Source organism: Hyphococcus aureus (assembly GCF_042643165.1).
Lineage (GTDB): Bacteria > Pseudomonadota > Alphaproteobacteria > Caulobacterales > Parvularculaceae > Hyphococcus > Hyphococcus aureus.
The window spans coordinates 1,176,627-1,195,167 of sequence record NZ_JBHRSH010000002.1; the positions used below are offsets into that span (position 1 = coordinate 1,176,627).

The following is an 18,541-nucleotide window of genomic DNA, read 5'->3' on the forward strand; positions in this document are numbered from 1 at the left end:
TGCTCACACCGCCACCGGCGCTTTAATATGAGCCTGCGCCTCATAGCCTTCGATGGCGATGTCTTCGAAGCGGAAGCTGAAAATATCTTTGACGGCCGGATTAAGTACAAGCTTCGGCAATGGGCCGGGTTCGCGCGTCAACTGTTCACGCGCCTGGCTCACATGGTTCGAATAAAGATGCGCATCGCCGAGCGTGTGAACAAAATCGCCCGGCTCGAGATCGCAAACCTGCGCAACCATGGCCGTCAATAATGCGTACGACCCAATATTAAACGGGACGCCAAGAAAGACATCGCCCGAGCGCTGATAAAGCTGGCAGGACAATCGCCCATCCGCGACAAAGAACTGAAACAGGCAATGACAGGGCGCGAGCGCCATTTGTCCGAGATCGGCGGGGTTCCATGCGCTCACGACGAGGCGGCGAGATGTCGGATTGGTTTTGATCTCGTTCACCACCCATTCGATCTGGTCGATGGCGCGTCCGTCGGGCGACGCCCAAGAGCGCCACTGCCTTCCGTAGACAGGACCAAGATCGCCTTTCTCATCGGCCCACTCATCCCAGATCGAAACGCCGTTTTCTTTCAGATACCGGATATTGGTGTCGCCGGAGAGAAACCACAAAAGCTCATGAATTACCGACTTCGTGTGCAGCTTTTTGGTCGTCAAAAGCGGAAAGCCGTCGGCGAGGTCGAACCGCATCTGATGGCCAAACACGGCGCGCGTGCCGACGCCGGTGCGGTCCAGCCGCGCATCGCCTGCTTCGAGAACGCGGGCCAAAAGGTCTAGATACTGTCGCATATACGCTGCGAATCTCCTGTTTCCGGCGCAGTGTAACGATTGAGAGCGCGCGGCCAATGGAGCTTTTTCCCCGGCGCGGCGGGTGTTATCGTCAATACCGCCAGAGGGGCGAAAAAGCGGGGATTCAGGGTGAGCGGCAATCGGGCGAATGATCAGGCATTTTCGCCTGAAACCAGTGGAAAAGGGCTCGCGCTGCCGGGTCTCGTTATCGGGTTACTCACGGGCCTCGCAGTCTATGCCATTGTGGAATACTGGATCGACGGCCGCGACGACAACCCGCTGGCGCTCTCTGTTCTCTTTTTCACGGTCACGGCGTCTGCGGCGTATCTTCTACTGGCGGAGTCCGGGCGTTTTCTGCGCCCGCTGATTGGCGCGCTCACTATCGCCGCCATCCTGTTTGGGCCTGATTATTTCATCTTCAGTGCAGTTGGCGGCGACGAAACCCATTTGACGCCCTTCCCGGCGGTGTTCTGGATGGCGACGCGCGGTCTTGCCGCTTATCTCCTGGTTACACTCGTAAAAGCCGCACATGAAAGCGGCGCTCCGCCCGCCTATTCGCCGGTCTTCTTTCATGGGGTGACTATTCCGCTGATCGCCGGAGGCGCCAAACTCTTCGCAGCGCTCGCCCTTATTCTTCTTTTCGCCTGGGCGCGGCTTCTCAAAGAACTCGACGTCACCTTCTTTAACAAGCTGTTTCAGGAACCGTGGTTCATCCTGCCGTTTCTTGGCGGCATCGGCGGTCTTTCCATTGCGCTGATGCGCGGCCTGCAATCACTGCTCGGCGCACTGCGCTTCGTGCTGCTTCTCCTGGCGCGCATTCTCATGATCATCACTGCGCTTTTCACATTGACGCTTCTCATCGTTTTCGCCGTCAACGGTATCGGACTTGTCTTCGACAGGCCCTATCCCAGCGCATGGATGATGGGGCTGGCGCTATTGGGCATGTTGATCTTCAACGGTGTCTATCAGAACGGTGAAGGCGGCCCGCCGCCGTTATGGCTGCGCCTGCCGACCCTGATCACGCTGATCGGCTTCCCGGTATATGCAGGGCTCGCCTTTTACGCCTTTTACCTGAGGATAGACGCCTATGGACTGACGCCGCCACGCATCGCCGGCATCGCCATTAACGGCCTCATTGCAGCCTATTCAATCGTCTGCCTTGCGGGGCTTTTAACAGAAGTGAACTGGCGCGGAAAAAAATGGATGCCATTAGTAGGGCCCTTGAATACCGCCATGGCAGGACTTTGGATCGCCGTCCTGGTTTTACTGGCAAGCCCGTTCATCAATCCCTGGGCCATGAGCGCCAACAGCCAATACGCGCTTCTCGCCAAGGAACGCATTGCAGCGGAGGACTTCGATTTCGGCTATTTGCGCTTCAGTCTCGGCAAGGATGGCGAGAGGATGCTCGACAAGCTGATGACGCTTGAGGCGCACCCGCAAGCTATGGAGATCCGGAACGGGGTCGAACGCGCCCGCAGCGCCGACAGTTACTGGACTTACAAAAACCCGATCAATCCGGCGGGACCAGAAGTCCTGCCGTTCAATCCGGAAGGGGCTGAAACCGGTCCGGATGATCCGGATTCCGCCTCAAACCCTTAAGCGGTTTCTACAACCTTCAAGGGTTTGTTGTCTGCTTTTTCCAGCATGTGAATCTTGCGGTTCGGACCGTTATAATCCTCAACCCCTTGAGATATCGCATAGCAGGCAAGCCGCACTGAACGCGGAATTTTTACCTTGTCGCCGTCGCGCTCGCCTTTTTCATAATACTGGATCATGCGGCGTTTCAGGCCGAGAAGGTGCGCTGCGTCTTTCTGGGACAGGCCCAGAGACTTTCGCCATTTCTTGAAATCGCTTGATTCCATCTCGCCCGGCTCCATCGAAAGCGCCCCCTGACGCTATGCGCACATAATGCATGGATGTTACAGAATCTTGACATTCTTGCCTTTTTTAGAGGCCTTTGGGCCACGGGTCTTTAATTCTTTACGCGCCGGGCCTATATCTGGGCTGCTCGCGCAAGCGGGCTATGGCGATAAATGACCCGTGCAATAACCGTATCGGACCCGGGGGCGGTACCCGGCGGCTCCACCAAATCCCCTCCTTCCGGGGAGGTTTCGGCGGGGCCGAACTAGGATCGACGAGCGTCTAAAGACGATGTTTTCGCCCGGTTTGCCTCCGTTATTTGGCTAAAACTGAATAGTTGCTAATGACAACAATTCGGAAGGGCTCGCTCTTGCTGCTTAATGCAGCGGGGTAACCCGAACACTTAAAGTCCTGACGCCATCCAAGCGTCAGGCGGGGCTCCCCCGGCGCCTGGCAACAGAAGCCGGGGACTTTATTTCCTCCCACTATGCAAATTGGCGCTTTCTCGCAGGCGCCGGGGATTCTTTAGAAATGCGGGCGTCCGCCCGCGGGAGCACCTGGCAACAGAAGCTCCCACTTTCATTTCAACCGCAATTACAACAGGTGCTCCCTAGTTTTCGACGTGCAGGCCTTCGCCCGCGGGCCCGGCTCCTGGCGCCAGAAGCCGGGGACTATATTTTCCTCAATTTCCATTCAGCCGGTTCTGCTGGCCTCATGAGAACAACCCCGCTACAACATCGGCGCATTTTGACGACCCGAAAGGCTGTTTGCGGTGAGTGAAGACATCGAGCTGGACTACAACGACCTGATTCAGGAAGCCCAGAAGCGGGCCTACCGCTTTCTCATGCGCGATGTACTGAAGCTTGTGGCGGAGCTCGGAGATGCGCCCGGCGAACATCACTTCTTCATCGAATTTCTGACCGGCGCTCCAGGCGTCTCCATCCCTGACCATCTCAAAGAACAATATCCCGAGCGGATGACCATTGTCCTCCAGCATCAGTTCGAGAACCTCACCGTCACCGATGACGAGGTTGGCGTCACCCTGTGGTTCAAAGGCAAGGAGGCGCGGCTTGAAATCCCCTTCGACGCCGTCACCCAGTTCGCCGACCCGAGCGCCCAGTTCGGCGTGAATTTCGACGTCTCAGAGCCTGAGAACGAAAACGGCGGCGCAGAGACTTCAGCCGCGCCCGAAGCCGAGACCGAAGAAGCGGCTGAAGAAAAAACTGACAAGAGCGAAGGGGCGGACATCGTCAGCCTCGATTCCTTCCGCAAGAAATAGCGCCGCGACGACGCGCCGCTTGCACGCCAAGCGGACGCCGTCATAAACCGCGCTCACCGCCCCTCTCCTGCTTATTCATATAACTCCTGCCGAAAGATCTCATCATGGCGAAAACCCGCACCGAATCCGACAGCTTTGGCCAACTCAAGGTTCCAGCCGACAAATATTACGGCGCGCAATCGGCCCGTTCGCTGATCAATTTTCCGATCGGCGAGGAAACAATGCCTGCGCCGCTGGTCCGCGCGCTAGGGATCGTCAAACTGTCCGCAGTGCGCACCAACATGGCGCTAAAATCCATGCCGGCGAAAACCGGCAAAGCGATTGAAAAAGCCGCCATCGAAGTGGCCGAAGGAAAACTGAACGATCATTTTCCTCTATCGATATGGCAGACGGGCTCCGGCACACAGTCGAATATGAACACCAATGAAGTGATCGCCAACCGCGCGATCGAACTTCTCGGCGGCGTCATCGGTTCGAAAGATCCGGTTCACCCGAACGATCATGTGAATATGAGCCAGTCGTCCAACGACACCTTTCCGACCGCCATGCATATCGCTGCGGCGGAACAGATTGTGCACGAACTGGTCCCGGCGCTTGAACATCTTCATGAAGCGCTCGCCGCAAAACAGAAGGCTTTTGCGAAGATCATTAAGATCGGCCGCACCCATTTGCAGGACGCGACGCCGGTAACTCTCGGTCAGGAGTTTTCCGGTTACGCCGCCATGGTGAAGAACGGGATCAAGCGCGCCAAGGCTGTCCTTCCGGCGCTTTATGCGCTGGCGCAGGGCGGCACCGCCGTCGGCACCGGCGTCAATTCCAAAAAAGAATTCGCGAAAATGTTCGCCGCCGAAGTTGCGGCTTATACGAAGCTTTCTTTCGTCACGGCGCCGAACAAGTTCGAGGCTCTCGCGACGCATGACGCGATGGTCGAAGCGCATGGCGCGCTCAACGAGATCGCGGTGAGCCTTTTCAAGATTGCAAACGACATCCGTCTGCTCGGCTCCGGTCCGCGGTCGGGGCTCGGGGAAATCTCGCTTCCGGAAAATGAACCGGGCTCCTCGATCATGCCGGGCAAGGTCAACCCGACGCAATGCGAAGCGATGACCATGGTCTGCGCGCAAGTGATGGGCAACAACACCACCGTCAGCTTCGCCGGCAGCCAGGGCCATTTTGAGCTTAACGTCTTCAAGCCGGTGATCGCCTACAACACATTGCAGTCGATCCGTCTCCTCGCCGACGCCTCGCGCTCCTTTACGGATAAATGCGTCACCGGCATCGAAGCGAATGAGACGCGCATCAAGTCGTTGATGGAACAGTCGCTAATGCTCGTGACCGCCCTGGCCCCGGAAATCGGTTATGACAACGCCACCAAGATCGCCAAAACGGCGCACAAAAATGGCACAACCCTGAAGGAAGAAGCGGTAAAGATGGGCCTTGTCAGCGCCGCCGATTACGACCGCATTGTCCGTCCGGAAAAGATGATCGGCCCCAAATAGGGCTGAATTTCGGGGATTTTCGCGTAAATTTTCCCCGGTTAACCTTTTACGCAGGCGTTGGACCGGTTCTTGCCTTACCCTTCGGGAGCGCGCACAGCGCGTGACGCATTTTGGGACAAGGACGTTACGACATGGCCGATAAACCTTCCGACAGCCAGCTCCGGCTCCTCCTTGCGCAATTTCTGTTTGCGCATGATGTGGACATCGAGACGCTTTACACCGCCCTTGGCGCAGACCTTTCAAGCGCCGATTCCGAGGCCGTCTCGCACATGGCCGGCATTATCGATGGCGTAACCCTCGCCACTTCGAAAATCCGCGCCCACGGCCTTGACAACTGGGCCAAGAGCTAAGCTCAGACGACTTTCCGCTTGCACAGCGCCTGAAAACCGGTTTCCTCACAAAACAGGGGAAGCCGGTTTACCTGTTTGAACAATGCGCAAAAGATCCATCACCCTCAAAGGCCACCGCACCAGCATCGCTCTCGAAGCAGAGTTCTGGGACGCGCTCGACGCCATGGCGGCGACGGACAACCGCACCCTGCCCGCGCTGATCGACTCAATCGACAGAAACCGTCTCAAGCAAAGCCCGCCGCCGGGGCTGGCGTCGGCGATCAGGGTTTACATTCTGAAGCGTCTGAAGGCTTCGTGATCAGCCCGCTGCGTGCGAGGCGATGTTCATGCACGGTCGACCGAGCACGATCTGCGCATAGCTGCGCGTCACCTCATCCGCATAGCCGCGCATCATCGGGCGCACCTGTTCGAATTTCTGAACGCCCGCCGCGCGCGCGATCAGCCCGCCGAAACGGCGCCGCACCGGCGATTTCAAGGGATCGCTCCAGCCGCTCAGCGCACGCGCAAGCTGCAGCCGCGACCAGAACTGGCGTGCGGACGAAAGCGATTGCGCGGTCTCTTCCGAGATCAACCCGGATCGCGCCATGGCGTCCAGCGCTTCCGTCGGCGTGGCGTCCTGAACGAAAGGATGCGCAGACGCGTGTTTGTAGATCAGCGTCGAGATCACCAGTTCCACATCTGTGCGTCCGCCTTCGAGGCGGTCGATATCCCAATCCGAAGATGCGCGTTCACGGCGCATGCGCTGGGCGCGCGCGCGATCGAGATCACGGAAAAGAATGTCAGCACGGCGCGCGCCGGCGACAACACTGCGTAAAGCGTCACGCGCAGCTTCCTCAACCTTGTCATCGCCAGCAGCGATGACGCGGCCGCGCGCCAGCATGATCTGTTCATGGGCGACGGCCTCGGACTGAACATAGCCCTTGAACGCCTTGAGATCGGGAACCATGGGGCCCGCCAGACCGCAAGGACGGTGTGTTACATCCGGTGTAATGGCAAAGACGCCCTCACCCAGCTCGTTCAGAGCGTGCAGATAGCGCTTGGCGAAAGCCTCGCCATCATCACCTGCTTCTTCACGGGCGATAAAGCCCACATGGGTGGCTGCGCCCGGCAAATGCGGGCCGTCAGATTCGAAAACATGCAGCGCGATACCGCCGCCGGCTTTTTTCTCTGCGGCCGGCGCCGCCTCTCGCGTGATGTCAAACGCGTTAGTCAGCGTGTGAATGTGGATTTGCTCAAAAGCCTCTACTGCGGCGTCAAAGCCGGTGGCGCCTGTCGCTACATTATAGGCGATGCGCGCCATCAATTCCCGGCGCCAGGCCGCAAGATCGGCAAGCGCGGTTTTGCCTTTGGGCGCCGGCGGCGTAAAGCGGCCCAGCCATTCCTTACCCGACTGCGGCGTCTCCGCTCCGGTTTGTTCGAAGAGAGTTTCCGCAAGCTCCGGAGACTTCGTAAGCGGCTCAACGACAGCGCCGAAGGAGCCGAATGCATCCACAAGTCCATTACGCGCTGCTGCGCCGTCGCCCACAAGTGCGAACACGTCGTGCTTTTCGCCGGCTGTCTCAAGCAACTGATCAAACAGGCGCACCGCATCATTGGGATGCTGGGTCTCGCCAAAATCGGTCAACAGGCCCGGAGCATGCGCGGAGAACCGTTTCCCGCCGAGGCGCGCTTCAGCGCGGCGCGCCCAATTGTCCACCGCTTCGGAAAGGCTTTGTCCGTTCAGGAAGCCAAGATCTTCAAGCTTGTCGGCGTCGCCTTCCTTTTCGGTCTCCCCATTGCGGTACAGCGAAATCTCCTGCTGAGGACCGGCGGCGAGACGGCGCAACGTATTCGCAGCGTCAACGCGTGCGCCATTGAGCGCAGCTTCAAGATCCTGATACTCACAAAAACCGCACAACAACGCTAAAGCGTTCTGTTCATCCTCACGCTCCACGCTGGTGACGGCGGCGCCCTTCATGATTTGAAGGCGGGAGACAGCAATATGCGCCAGCTCCTCGCCAGCAATGAGACGGCGCGCGGCGTCTTTCGACAAGGTGCGCGAGTTCGCAGCCGTATCGAAAATTTCACGCGCGGAAGCTGTGCGGAATACCGGGCGCAGACCGCCAATGGCCAGGCGGCAGAGACCGGCGACGCGGCGGAAGGCGCCGCGCGGGTCCGTATCTTTTTGCGCGACAAAGCTGCGCAGCGCTTCCATGGCGATCGGATTGTCAGACCAGACGATCTGTTCCATCTCTTCGAGAAATGCGCCGCCCGCCGTGCGGTCGCCTGCGACGACCCGCGCGGCGCCAAGCCACATTTTCAGGGCGTCCGCCTGAGGCCCGGAGGCTGTCGCCTTCACCCGGGCGATACTGTCTGCGTAACCGGCGCCGCCAACGCCTGAGCCCAAGGGCGTTCTCAGCCCATAAAGCGGATATTCACCGGGTTTGCCTTCAAACGCCTCGCGTAATTCAGCGCCAATGCGAACGAAGATGCGATCGGCGCCGCGCGCCGTCGGGCCGCCAAACGCCTTCTCGTCATAAAGCACAATGATGTCGAGAGGCCCAAAGGGCGAAAGATCTTCATGGGCGAAATCGCTGCCCGCGACAACGAAAACGCCGCGCAGGAAATTCTCGGGGTCCTCAACGGAGAGTTCACCTCTTTTGACGGCGGCGCGCACCAGCCACCGCAGGCCCGTCTCCACCATGCGTTCGGCGAAATCGACGCGGGCGGCGGTCGCATTCGCGACACTCCACTCTCCGCTCATTTCAGCGATGGCGATGGCGACATCGACCCGGTTTTTGAGCGGCGCCAGCGCCGCATGCAGCGCATCCGGCCCGCCTACGCCGCGATCAAGCGCCGTCATGTCGCGAGCCGCTTCAGCCAGCACCGGCGATGCGCCATCAATCAGCGCCGTCGCTGCAGCGTCGGGGTGAGTCATGCAAAGTTCGGCGAGACGGCGCGTAGCGCCAAAGACGCGAAGCATTAAAAGACGGCGATCGGGCCGGTCGAGCGGCGCGCCCGGATCGCCGCCGAGAGCGTCCGCGACAGCTCGCCGCCACCGCTCAAGCGCTGCGGGGGCGCGGGCGGGATCAATCTTGTCCGCTGCTGTGCGTGCTGCTTGCGTCGTCGGCGCCGCCATAATCATCCCCGTGCGTCATAGCTATGGATAGACCGCAATGATTGCAAAGCAGGGTGAATTCGCCGTTAAACAATTCATGACATTTAGACTTCGCTCAGAATGCTGATATGAACGAAATTCATTAACTATAACGATCGTCATGCCGCGGAAGATTGCTCGCATCCTCATCGCCTTGCGCAAACTGCGCCGCCGGCTCCAGCGGGTGGATGTGCTTCGCGTCTGGACCCTGGCCGTCCTGATCGGCGCCGCCGCGGCCTATGGCGTGATCGGATTTCGTTTCGCCATCGATGCGGTTTCCAGCCTTGCCTTTGGCGAAGATGAAGGCGGCGTTGTCAGCGGCGCGGCGTCCCTCACCACATGGCGCGCCTGGGCGGCGCCAGTTATCGGGGGCTTCGTCGTTTCCGGCATTCTTTACCTTGCCGACAGGTTCAAATGGCTGACAGGCGGGCGCGGCCAGGGGGTCGCCGACGTGATCGAAGCGCGTGCGGTGACGGGCGGGCATATCTCTTTGCGCGCAGGCCTTGCCGCCGCCACAGTCTCCGCTGTCTCTATCGGCGCCGGCGGCAGCGCCGGCCGTGAAGGCCCGGCCGTCCATCTCGGCGCAACCATCGCATCCATATTGAACCGCAAACTTGGTTTCACAGCCAAACACCGGCGCGCGCTTCTTGGCTGCGGCGCAGCGGCGGCGGTCTCGGCGAGCTTTAACGCGCCGGTCGCCGGCGTTCTCTTCGCGCTTGAAGTCATTCTTGGCAATTACGCCTTGTCGATGTTCGGCCCTATCGCGGCGGCGAGCGTCGCTGCGGCGATCGTGACGCGCATTCACCTTGGCGACTTTCCCGCTTTCGCACCGCCGGACTATGGGGCGGTCCATAACACAATTGATGTTCCCCTCGCCGCACTTCTCGGTGTTTTCTGCGGCCTTGTTGCATCCGGCTTCTTGCAGGCGGTCGAAAGAATGACGGTCAGCGTGCGCGAGTTTGCACAGAACCGGAACATCTCCTACCTGCTGCTTCCACCCATTGGCGGCGTCATCGTAGGCTTTATCGGAATTTTTTATCCGGAAGTGTTCGGCGTCGGCTATGAAGCCGTAACCAAAGCGCTCAATGGCGATTACGCCATACATCTTCTGGTTATCCTTGTGCTGATGAAAGCGGCGGCGACGGCGGTGACGCTTTCCTGCCGCTTTGGCGGCGGTGTGTTTTCTCCGGGGCTTGTGATCGGCGCTTTCATGGGCGCAGCCTTCGGCGCCGGTCTCAGCCAGATATTTCCGGGCGCCACGGCCAGCCCCGTTTACTACGCCATGATCGGCATGGGGGCCGTCAGCGGCGCCATTCTTGGCGCGCCGATTTCAACAACGCTTATTGTCTTCGAACTCACCGGCGAATATGGCATCACCGTGTCGCTGATGGTTGCTGTCGCTATTGCAACGCTCATCACGCAGTGGACATGTGGCCGGTCATTCTTCCACTGGCAGTTGTCGCGGCGAGGCTATGACCTTTCCGAAGGCCCCCAAGGCATCATCCTCAAAACCATGCGCGTGCGTGAGGTCATGGAGAAAATGCCGCCGGGCTCGCCCCTGCCAGCGGACGCCGATCGCCTTGAAACCGGACAGTCGCTTGGCGCCGCGCTCGCAAAACTGAACGAAGCGGAAGAACACGGCCTTCCTGTCGTCGACGCTGCGGACAAGGATCAGATCGTCGGCTATCTGTCACGGGTGAAGGCGCTGGCCGCCTATAACAAAGCGCTGATCGACGAACATATCGAGCACCACACCTGACGCCTCAAAAGCGTGCGAAAGCCATCGCGAAAAAAAGCCTGGCGCGCTTGCGCAATGGCGCCCGCGTCAGACCATTGCGCAGATAGAGCGGCGTCAACGATAGATGAAGAAGCGCCGGCGAAAATTCCGGCTCCGCTTTCGACAAAGCCGTCGCCGCCGTTTTGTATAGCGCCGCGGCATGGGCGCCGATTTTATCAGCAAGTCTGGGCGCCATGATCCGGCCCTCTCGCGCCATGGCGAAAGCAACTCCCGCGCTCGCGGCGGCGGCGGCAAGCGCTTCGTCGCCGCCAGCGATCTCAACCGCCAGCGCATCAAGCGCACCTTCGCTCTCCCCCAACCACTCGCCAAGATCTTCGACAGAGGTAAAGCCTTCGCCATATAGCGAACGCGCCGACACATCGATGACCTTATCCAGCCGCCCGGCCCAGCGCGCGTCGACAAGCGGCGTCGCCGCCGCAGCCTCCAGCACCGGATGGGCCTGAGGAGCGGCGCCATCCCGAATTGCTTCCAACCCTTCACGCCACCACTGCAACCGGATTTCGCCAAGCGGCGGTTCACTCACCTGCGACGGAATGCGCCGCAATTCAATGCGGAGCGCTGCCAACGCCAGCAAAGCATTTTGCAGCGGGCTTTTCGCATATTGTGCGGCCAGCCAGCGATCTTCGTCCTGCTCGCGGACGAGGCTGGAACAATGATCCCGGCTCAGTGTTGGTGTTTGTGACATCCGCGCCAATCAATGACAGGTCGGCGGCGGTGTAAAGAGAACAACTTTTCATGAACATTCGGCGAGGCTTAGTTTTTCTATCGACAGCGCTGAAATGACCAAACGAGATGTCAAAAAGCGCGGTTGCACTGCAGCGACGGCTTGCATAGATAGCGCGCATAGCAAATGAGAGGCGAAAATGGCGATCAACTTACCTGATCTTCCCTATGACAAGAGCGCGCTGGCACCGCATATTTCGAAGGAAACGCTCGAATTTCACCACGACAAACACCACGCCGCCTATGTGGACAAAACCAACGCCGCTATCAAAGGAACAGACCTTGATAATGCGTCGATTGAAGAGATCGTGAAAGCGGCCGCGGAAAAAGGCGATCAAGGCCTTTTCAATAACGCAGCCCAGACCTGGAATCACACATTCTACTGGAATTCCATGAGCCCAAAGGGCGGCGGCGCTCCTTCAGGCCAGCTTGCAGAATTGATCAACTCCGCTTTTGGCGATTACGAAGGCTTCAAAAAGGCTTTCGCTGACGCTGGCGCTACACAATTCGGTTCAGGCTGGGCTTGGCTCGTGGCCAAGGACGGCAAGCTTGAAGTGCGCAAGACGCTGAACGCCGAAACGCCGCTGACCGAAGCTGGCGTCACGCCGCTCCTCACCATGGATGTGTGGGAACACGCTTATTACCTCGATTACCAGAACAAGCGGCCGGATTATATTTCGACCTTCCTCGACAAGCTTGTGAACTGGGATTTCGCCAGCGACAATCTGCGGAACGCATAAGCATTCCGCATTAGCCAATCATTGAAAGCCGTTTCGCGCCGAGCTTAAGCTCCGACCGGAACGGCTTTCGACCAGTCGCGTTTGACGCCTGTCGCGAGCAGGAAGGGCGATGCGACAAAGATCGACGAATAAGTCCCGATCACAATCCCCCAGATCATAGCCAGCGTGAAACCGCGCAAAACCTCTCCGCCGAAAATCACCAGCGCCATCAACGCGAGCATCGTCGTGCCGGACGTCATGATAGTGCGGGTCAGCGTGTCATTGATGGAGAGGTCGAGAAGCTCCGCCAGGGGTTTTTGTTTGAACTTGCGCAAATTCTCCCGCACGCGGTCATAAACGACGACCGTGTCGTTCATGGAATAACCGACTATGGTCAGGATCGCGGCGATAATCGCGAGATTGAACTCAAGCCGCGTCACCGCAAACATGCCGAGCGTGATGATGACGTCGTGGACCAGCGCGATGATCGCGCCCAGAGAAAACTGCCATTCGAAACGCAGCCAGATGTAGATCAGCATCATGCCAATCGCGAGAGCAACGGCAAGCGCGCCTTTCTGAACAAGTTCACCGGAAACCGTCGGACCGACAACTTCCACTTTGCGGAAGTTGACGCCATCGCCCAACAGCGTGCGCATTGCGTCCTGCACAGCGATAGACGCCGCCTGTTGCGCCGTCTCTCCTGCGGTTTCGTCGTCGCTATCGTCGGCTTCCTGTTGCGAAATGCGGATCAGCACCGCCTCATCCGCATCTGCGAAGTCTTTGATTGTCTGAACGTCGACGCTGCCAAGACCGAGATCGGAAACGGCCGTCCGCACCGCCGCAACATCAATCGGCTCATCATCGGCGACCTCAATCGTCACCCCGCCTTTGAAGTCGACGCCAAAATTAAGGCCGAGGGTGAACAGCGCGCCAAGCGACGCGACCACCAGAATCGCTGAAAAGACGAGCGCTATAAAGCGCATCCGCGTAAAACCGATGGAGGTGTTGTCCGGGATCAGTTTGAGCAACATCGACCGCCCCTAAAGTTTGATTTCTTTTGGACGCTTGGAGAGGAGATATCCCCCAGCGAACAAACGCGTCAGCACATAAGCGGTGAAAACCGATGTCACGACCCCAACCGCAAGCGTAATGGCGAAGCCGCGCACAGGTCCGGCGCCGAGCTGGAACATGATCAGCGCCGCCAGGAACGTCGTGATGTTAGCGTCGATAATCGCCGAACGCGCCTTGTCGTAGCCGGTTTCAGCCGCCTTGATCGGAGTCTTTCCGGCGAAGAGTTCTTCGCGGATACGCTCAAAGATGAGCACATTGGCGTCCACCGCCATACCGATGGTCAACACGATGCCCGCGATACCCGGCAGTGTCAGCGTTGAGCCCAGCAGGGATAGAACGCCCGCAATCAGGATGACGTTGGCGATCAGCGCGAAGTCGGCGTAGACGCCGAAACGGCCATAGCTGATGATCATGTAAATGATGACAGCAAGGAAGCCGATGATCAGCGCCTTCGCGCCGGCCTCGACTGAATCCTGCCCAAGCTGCGCGCCGACGGAGCGCTGTTCAATGGTGTTGAGTTCAGCCGGCAAGGCGCCGGACCGGATCAACAACGCGGTGTCAAAGGCTTCCTGCGCGGTGAAACTACCGGTGATGCGACCCTGGCCTTGCGTAATCGCAGACTGAATCGTCGGCGCCGAGATGATCTCATTGTCGAGAACAATGGCGAAGATCGAGCCTATATTATTGCGCGTATAGTCAGCGAAGCGCCGCGCGCCACGGTTATCGAAACCGAAATTGATCTGGAAACCACCGTCGGGGTCCGGCGCCGATGACGCATCAACAACCATGTCGCCGGTGACTTCCGCGTCTTCGTAGAGAACCAGTCCCGGCCGGCCCGACCCTTCGAGGCTCGCGAATTCGACATACATACGTCCCGGAGGAAGAAGGCCCGCCTGCGCGTCGGCGAAACTCACCGTCGGATCCATCCGGTGAAAACTGAGCTGTCCCGTGCGATTGATCAGCGCTTTCAGCGCTTCCGGATCATTATCGCCAGGCACCTGCACAACGATGCGATCAACGCCTTGAGGCGCGATCAGCACTTCCTTGTTGCCGGCGGGGTCGATACGCCGGCGCACGACTTCAATCGAATCGCGCACAGCTTCGTCAGACCAGTAACGCGCCGCCTCCGGCGTCATCGCAACTTCAAAACGCTGCCCGTCAACATTCAAACTATAAGCGCGGATGCCAAGCCCCAACGCGCCGCCAACACCGCCGCGGGTCAAGCCGCGCAAGCGTTCTTCCGCCTGTTCAGCGTCCGCCGGATCAGCGATCAGCAGCGTGATCGTGCGGGTCTCGTCATCGTAAGAAAGGCTTTCAACCGAGATACGCTCTTTGCCAGCCGCCCGGTTAGGCCGCAATTCCCGTCGGACATCCCCCATCAGCGCCTTCATCCGGTCGTCGATCACCTTCGCCGTATCGACGCTGAGCATGAGATGCGAGCCGCCCTGAAGATCGAGGCCGAGATTGATCGTCCCCTTGGGCATGAAGCCCGGCAGGCTATTCCGGGCGTCCCCGGAGAGAAGATTGGGAACCGCGAAAAGCGCGCCAAGAAACACAATCAGCGCGACGCCGGCAATCTGGAATTTTGAAAACTGAAGCATGAGGATCAGCCCGGTTTCGGCGCCTCAAGCGCCGTATTTTACTTGCGACGCGATTAGTCGTTGGCGGGCGGCTGCGGCTTGGTGCGAACGTCGCTGAGCGTCGATTTCACGACTTTCACCGTCACATTATCAGCCAGCTCGACCATCACCTCTTCGCCTTCGAGGACTTTTGTCACCTTGCCGACAATGCCGCCCGCCGTGACCACGATATCGCCGCGGCGAACATTCGACACCATTTCCTGATGTTTTTTGCGCGCCGTCATCTGAGGGCGGATCAGGAGGAAATAGAAAATCACGAAAATCAGAACCGGAAACGCCAGATTGAGAATCGGGTTCGGCGCGGCGGCCTCGGCGGCCTGCGCATAAGCGGGCGAAAAGAACATCAGCAGATAACTCCCTCGGGAAGCGGACCGGGCCGCCAGGTAATTTGTTTTCTTATGGCCCCATCATACAAACACATGGGCCCGGTAAGGTCCGCGGGATATATAGCCATCCAAGGTCCGGTTGCAATGCGCCCGGCCGCCCTTTTCCCCTTCCCCGGCGGACGGCGCAGGAATTGCTGGCCATTGCCGCCGGATCATTGAAAGACCGGCATGCAAAACAGGATCAACGTTAAATGGGCGCAATAACCCTCATTCTAGGCCTCGACGGCGCCGACAACCGCCTGATCGACCGGATGATCGCGGGCGGTGAGGCGCCCAATTTCGCCCGCCTGAAGGAGCGGTCTGCGACGTTTGAGCTTGAAAACGATCCGGGTCAGGGCAACGTCCAGTACTGGACCTCCGCCGCCATAGGCGAGAACCCCGCCCATCACGGCCATTATTTCTACCTGCAATTCCGGCCCGACACCTATGACATCGTCGCCGACGATGAGATCGGCCTGCCCCAAGTGACCCCCTTCTGGAAACAGCTCGACGGCGAAGGCTATCGTGGAGCCGTCGTCGACTGGTACGAGATGCCGGTGACCCCCCTCGCCCATGGAGAGGTGCTGCATCGCTGGTTCGCCCACGAGCCGCTGACCCACACGGTCTTTCACCCGCCTGAATTGCAGAAGGAGACGGCGCGATACGCCGAGGGCGATCCCATCGCTGAAGGGTTCGCGAGCCGGCCGCGCGAGGGCGCCGCCGCCATGCAGGAATTCCTCACCCGCGTCTTCAAGCGCGTGGACATCAAGACGTCCTTTTTCGCCGATCAGCTGCGCGGGAAGCAGTATGATTTTTACATCGCCTGCCTCTCCGAGGCGCATAATGTCGGCCACTACTACATGGAAGTGGAGGATGAACTGCACGCCCTCCACGATCCGGAAATCGCCGGCGCGATCGGCAAGCCGCTGACAGAATGTTACCGCCGCCTCGACAAGGCGATTGGCGCGATCATCTCAGCCGCCGGAGACGACGCGAATATCTTTCTGCTTGGTGGGCCGTGCATGGAGAAGTTCATCAGCGCCAATGACGCCCTGGACGAAATCGTGCGGCGCGTGGATGTTGGTTATGCGGCGGCGCTGACGACTGCGGAAACGGCGAAGAAAACCTATCACTCGCTGATCCCGCAATCCCTTCGAAACCGCGTCGCGCCGCTGGCGCGCTGGGCGCGCCGCCGCCTTGCGAAAAACGCCTATGAGGGCCGGCGCTTTTTCGCTGTTCCGCATAATGACAATGCCGGCGCCATCCGTATCAATCTCAAGGGCCGCGAGAAATTCGGAACCGTCGCGCCCGGCAATGAATATCAGTCCGTGATCGAAGAAATCCGCGAAGGCGTTTCCTCTTTCATTAACCCTGCAACCGGTCGCTCCATCGTTGGCCGCGTGATCGACACGTCGAAAGAATTCGACGGGCCGTATCGCGATCTCCTGCCCGATGTCTTTATCGAATGGGACCGCACCGACACCCATGGCGATTTTTCAAGGCTCGTCTCCCCGTCGCTGGGCGAGGTCGAGGTCACGCATCATGCGCGCACCGGCGATCACAGCCCGCTGGGCTTTTTCTGGGCGCCTCCCGCCTTCGCTGACGCCATTGTCGCGCGCCCGAAAGACGTCACCGCGCCGATCCTCGCCTGTGTCCGCCGCGCGCCGCCCCGTCCCTAGACGCTGCGCCCCTCTTTGTTAATCATGTCATCCGTGGCAGGCTTTTTGCTGCGATACGTCTTTTGATGACCGCAAAACGGGACTCGGGGAGAATTATGCCGGCGAAAATACTGATGTTTGGCTTTGACGGGGCTGATCCGGCTTTCATGGACTCGCTGATCGAGGCCGGAGAGCTGCCCAATTTCAAGCGCATCAGGGATCAGGCCGCTGTCCATCCGATCGAGAATGACGCCGCCCAAGGCGCCGCGCAGTTCTGGAACAGCGCCTCCATCGGCGCCGGGATCGGCCATCACGGCCATTATTTTTTCATGCAGTTCAAGCCGGACACCTATGACATCCTGCCGAACCATGAATCCTCCATTCGCGACATCACCCCTTTCTGGAACCGCCTCGACGACGAAGGCTATCGCGTCGCGGTCGTCGACTGGCATCGCATGCAGCCCAAGCCCATGCGCAACGGGCATCTGGTGGACAACTGGCTCGGTCACGATCCGCTGACGGAGACGATCTGGCATCCGCAATCGCTCGCCGAAGAAGGCGCCAAATTTTTCAAGGGCGACGCCATCGGCGGCGGCTTTGAATTTAAGCCGAGAGAAACGGCGGAAGAGATTGGCGACTATCTCCATCACCTCTTCAACCGCATCAACAGCAAAACCGAGTTCTGCTGCGCGCAATTACGCGACCATGACTGGGATATGTTTATCTCCTGTTTCTCGGATGTGCATGATGTCGGCCATCACCTTTATCATCTCGAAGATGAAACCCATGAACTCTATGATCCGGAAATCGCGCGGATCATCAAAAAACCATTGTCGGATTGTTATCGCCGCGTCGACGCCGCCATCGGAAAGATTATCGACGCGGCGGGCCCCGGCGCGCAACTCTTCGCCTATGGCGGGCCCGGCATGGAGCCGCTGATCAGCGCCAATTCGGCGATGGAGGAAATGCTCCGGCGCATTGACTGGGGCGTCGAGGCGCCGCCGACCGTTGCGGAAACCGCGAAGAAAAGTTTTCACTCGCTTGTGCCCGTGAGCCTGCGCCGCAGGCTGGCGCCGCTCGCGCGCGCCGTGCGCCGGAAAGTCGCCGTCAGCGACTTCGCGCGCCGCCGCTTCTTCGCTGTTCCTCATAATGACAATTCCGGCGCTATTCGCATTAACGTCAAAGGCCGCGAAAAGCACGGCGTGGTCGAGCCCGGCGCCGATTATGACGCTGTCGTCAAAGAAATCACCGACGCCGTCATGACTTTCAAGAACGCCGACACCGGCTTGCCGATCGCGAAACGGGTTGTGCGGATGCGCGGGCGGTTTGACGGTCCCTATGCGGAAGATCTGCCCGATCTGTTTGTGGACTGGGACCGCAGCACGGCGCCGAAAAATTTCAGCAAGATTGTCTCCGACATGTATGGCGAGATCGACCTGGCGCCGGTGCAGCGCACGGGCGATCACAACCCGAGCGGCTTTTTCTGGACCCCGCCCGAATTGGGCGACGTCAGCGCCGCCCTGCCCGAGCATATTACGGCGCCGATCATGGACGCCGTGCGGCGGCGTTGCGAGCCGTCCGGACATGCGGCGGCGAGCCAGGCGGCGGAGTAGCGCACTTCGGACTTTCTGCGCGCTTTTTACCCCGC

Annotated in this window: 16 protein-coding genes and 1 other RNA gene; 10 read left to right on the plus strand and 7 right to left on the minus strand. The window is 59.4% G+C overall.

What is annotated here, in order from left to right; genetic code table 11:
• Positions 1-3: 3 nt before the first annotated feature.
• Positions 4-798 (minus strand): thymidylate synthase, encoded by a 795-nt coding sequence (locus ACFOOP_RS18590; RefSeq protein WP_379882660.1) that lies wholly within the window; start codon positions 796-798, stop codon positions 4-6.
• Between the two features lie 129 nt (positions 799-927).
• On the opposite strand from ACFOOP_RS18590, the gene ACFOOP_RS18595 reads away from it, so the two are divergent.
• Positions 928-2,397, plus strand: a complete 1,470-nt coding sequence (locus tag ACFOOP_RS18595) for a DUF4153 domain-containing protein (RefSeq protein WP_379882661.1) — start codon at positions 928-930, stop codon at positions 2,395-2,397.
• Here ACFOOP_RS18595 and ACFOOP_RS18600 read toward each other — a convergent pair.
• Complete coding sequence (locus ACFOOP_RS18600) at positions 2,394-2,660, minus strand: helix-turn-helix domain-containing protein (protein WP_379882662.1); 267 nt, start codon at positions 2,658-2,660, stop codon at positions 2,394-2,396. The two genes, ACFOOP_RS18595 and ACFOOP_RS18600, sit on opposite strands and share 4 nt — an antisense overlap.
• Before the next feature lie 105 nt (positions 2,661-2,765).
• On the opposite strand from ACFOOP_RS18600, the gene ssrA reads away from it, so the two are divergent.
• The 5 genes from ssrA (at position 2,766) to ACFOOP_RS18625 (ending at position 6,081) form a co-directional block, all read left to right on the plus strand.
• Positions 2,766-3,130, plus strand: a transfer-messenger RNA (tmRNA) gene (gene ssrA / locus ACFOOP_RS18605).
• Positions 3,131-3,430: 300 nt separating this feature from the next.
• On the plus strand, positions 3,431-3,937 hold the full coding sequence (locus tag ACFOOP_RS18610) for an SspB family protein (RefSeq protein ID WP_379882663.1): 507 nt from the start codon (positions 3,431-3,433) through the stop codon (positions 3,935-3,937).
• Between the two features lie 104 nt (positions 3,938-4,041).
• Positions 4,042-5,433: a class II fumarate hydratase gene (gene fumC, locus ACFOOP_RS18615; RefSeq protein WP_379882664.1), complete on the plus strand. Its 1,392-nt coding sequence runs from the start codon at positions 4,042-4,044 to the stop codon at positions 5,431-5,433.
• A gap of 131 nt (positions 5,434-5,564) precedes the next feature.
• Positions 5,565-5,783, plus strand: coding sequence for a hypothetical protein (locus tag ACFOOP_RS18620; protein WP_375203729.1), 219 nt, complete (start codon positions 5,565-5,567; stop codon positions 5,781-5,783).
• Positions 5,784-5,865: 82 nt separating this feature from the next.
• Complete coding sequence (locus ACFOOP_RS18625; protein ID WP_379882665.1) at positions 5,866-6,081, plus strand: ribbon-helix-helix domain-containing protein; 216 nt, start codon at positions 5,866-5,868, stop codon at positions 6,079-6,081.
• Here ACFOOP_RS18625 and glnE read toward each other — a convergent pair whose 3' ends face one another.
• Positions 6,082-8,901: a GlnE family protein gene (gene glnE, locus ACFOOP_RS18630; RefSeq protein WP_379882666.1), complete on the minus strand. Its 2,820-nt coding sequence runs from the start codon at positions 8,899-8,901 to the stop codon at positions 6,082-6,084.
• A gap of 139 nt (positions 8,902-9,040) precedes the next feature.
• Between glnE and ACFOOP_RS18635 the strand changes: the two genes are divergently transcribed.
• Entirely contained in the window at positions 9,041-10,678 is a 1,638-nt protein-coding gene (locus ACFOOP_RS18635; protein ID WP_379882667.1) for a chloride channel protein, read from the plus strand.
• 4 nt (positions 10,679-10,682) lie between these two features.
• On the opposite strand, the gene ACFOOP_RS18640 is transcribed toward ACFOOP_RS18635, so the two are convergent.
• The gene (locus ACFOOP_RS18640) at positions 10,683-11,402 is read right to left on the minus strand and encodes a squalene/phytoene synthase family protein (RefSeq protein WP_379882668.1); all 720 of its coding nucleotides are present in this window, start codon (positions 11,400-11,402) and stop codon (positions 10,683-10,685) included.
• A 178-nt stretch (positions 11,403-11,580) separates the two neighbouring features.
• Here ACFOOP_RS18640 and ACFOOP_RS18645 point away from each other — a divergent pair, with 178 nt between their 5' ends.
• Positions 11,581-12,180, plus strand: a complete 600-nt coding sequence (locus tag ACFOOP_RS18645) for a superoxide dismutase (RefSeq protein WP_379882669.1) — start codon at positions 11,581-11,583, stop codon at positions 12,178-12,180.
• A gap of 44 nt (positions 12,181-12,224) precedes the next feature.
• Here ACFOOP_RS18645 and secF read toward each other — a convergent pair whose 3' ends face one another.
• Genes secF through yajC form a run of 3 tightly spaced genes read right to left on the minus strand, consistent with a single transcriptional unit; the run spans position 12,225 to position 15,214 of the window.
• Positions 12,225-13,190 (minus strand): protein translocase subunit SecF, encoded by a 966-nt coding sequence (gene secF, locus ACFOOP_RS18650; protein WP_379882670.1) that lies wholly within the window; start codon positions 13,188-13,190, stop codon positions 12,225-12,227.
• A 9-nt stretch (positions 13,191-13,199) separates the two neighbouring features.
• On the minus strand, positions 13,200-14,831 hold the full coding sequence (secD, locus tag ACFOOP_RS18655; RefSeq protein WP_379882672.1) for a protein translocase subunit SecD: 1,632 nt from the start codon (positions 14,829-14,831) through the stop codon (positions 13,200-13,202).
• Between the two features lie 53 nt (positions 14,832-14,884).
• On the minus strand, positions 14,885-15,214 hold the full coding sequence (gene yajC / locus ACFOOP_RS18660; protein ID WP_379882674.1) for a preprotein translocase subunit YajC: 330 nt from the start codon (positions 15,212-15,214) through the stop codon (positions 14,885-14,887).
• A 233-nt stretch (positions 15,215-15,447) separates the two neighbouring features.
• Between yajC and ACFOOP_RS18665 the strand changes: the two genes are divergently transcribed.
• On the plus strand, positions 15,448-16,914 hold the full coding sequence (locus ACFOOP_RS18665; protein ID WP_379882675.1) for an alkaline phosphatase family protein: 1,467 nt from the start codon (positions 15,448-15,450) through the stop codon (positions 16,912-16,914).
• Positions 16,915-17,009: 95 nt separating this feature from the next.
• Positions 17,010-18,506, plus strand: coding sequence for an alkaline phosphatase family protein (locus ACFOOP_RS18670; protein WP_379882676.1), 1,497 nt, complete (start codon positions 17,010-17,012; stop codon positions 18,504-18,506).
• Positions 18,507-18,541 lie beyond the last annotated feature (35 nt).